At 25.1% G+C, this 773-nt stretch carries 1 protein-coding gene; it reads right to left on the reverse strand.

Features of this window, described 5'->3' with window-relative positions:
- Nucleotides 1-412, reverse strand: a 412-nt coding sequence (locus ACH8JV_RS19495; protein ID WP_396523296.1) for a hypothetical protein, incomplete at its 3' end; no start/stop codon positions are given.
- Nucleotides 413-773: the final 361 nt, after the last annotated feature.

Consider the following 773-nt stretch of genomic DNA (forward strand, 5'->3'; position numbering starts at 1 on the left):
GTATTAATATGTCTAATTGGTCTCCAAGCAGGGCTAGATTTTGTTCTGATTCAATTTTTATATGATTATATATTTTAAATTGTTCAGGATAAATAAACTCAAAATCAGGATCACTATTATCAATTTTTCCTTTTTCTAATAAGTCACTAATTTTTGTAATTTGGATATCTTTGAAACCTTTACAATAAAAAATTTCACGTATTAAATCATCACAATTTTTTGTACTTAAATCTTCTGTAATAAATTTAATAAGATCAAGATTAATGTTATTTTCTTTTGTTATTTTACTATATGCGTATTTTATTTCGCCCCTAATTTGGTCATTATGAATGCTGATATTGAATTTTTTGTGTAAATTTTCTCGATTTTTATCAGTAAATAATGAAATTGAATAATCTGATTGGTGTGACATGTTATCCCCTTTGAAATTTATCAAAAATGTATTGTTTTCTTGCATAACTTTAGGCTTCTTGCAAAAGTTAAAATTTGAACAGTTCTAATGTTTATGAAATTACTAGAATGATGATCAGGTACTTCGACAAGAGACTGATTAAATATATAGCTGATATATTATTCAATCAAAAAATCGACTCCACTTAACATAATGGGCGTGATTTGAAAATTATATTTAAAAAAATGATTTAAATCAAATTCTTAAAATTTTTATTTACTATAAAAAGAAAAATTCCGTTTTTGACATGAGTTGGCTTTTTTATGAGGAGTTTTGATAGCTCCCGCCAATCATTTTGACTAAAATTGCTCTGTATAACTTG

Origin of the sequence: Acinetobacter sp. ABJ_C5_2 (assembly GCF_044538485.1) — a bacterium.
GTDB classification, from domain to species: domain Bacteria; phylum Pseudomonadota; class Gammaproteobacteria; order Pseudomonadales; family Moraxellaceae; genus Acinetobacter; species Acinetobacter nosocomialis_A.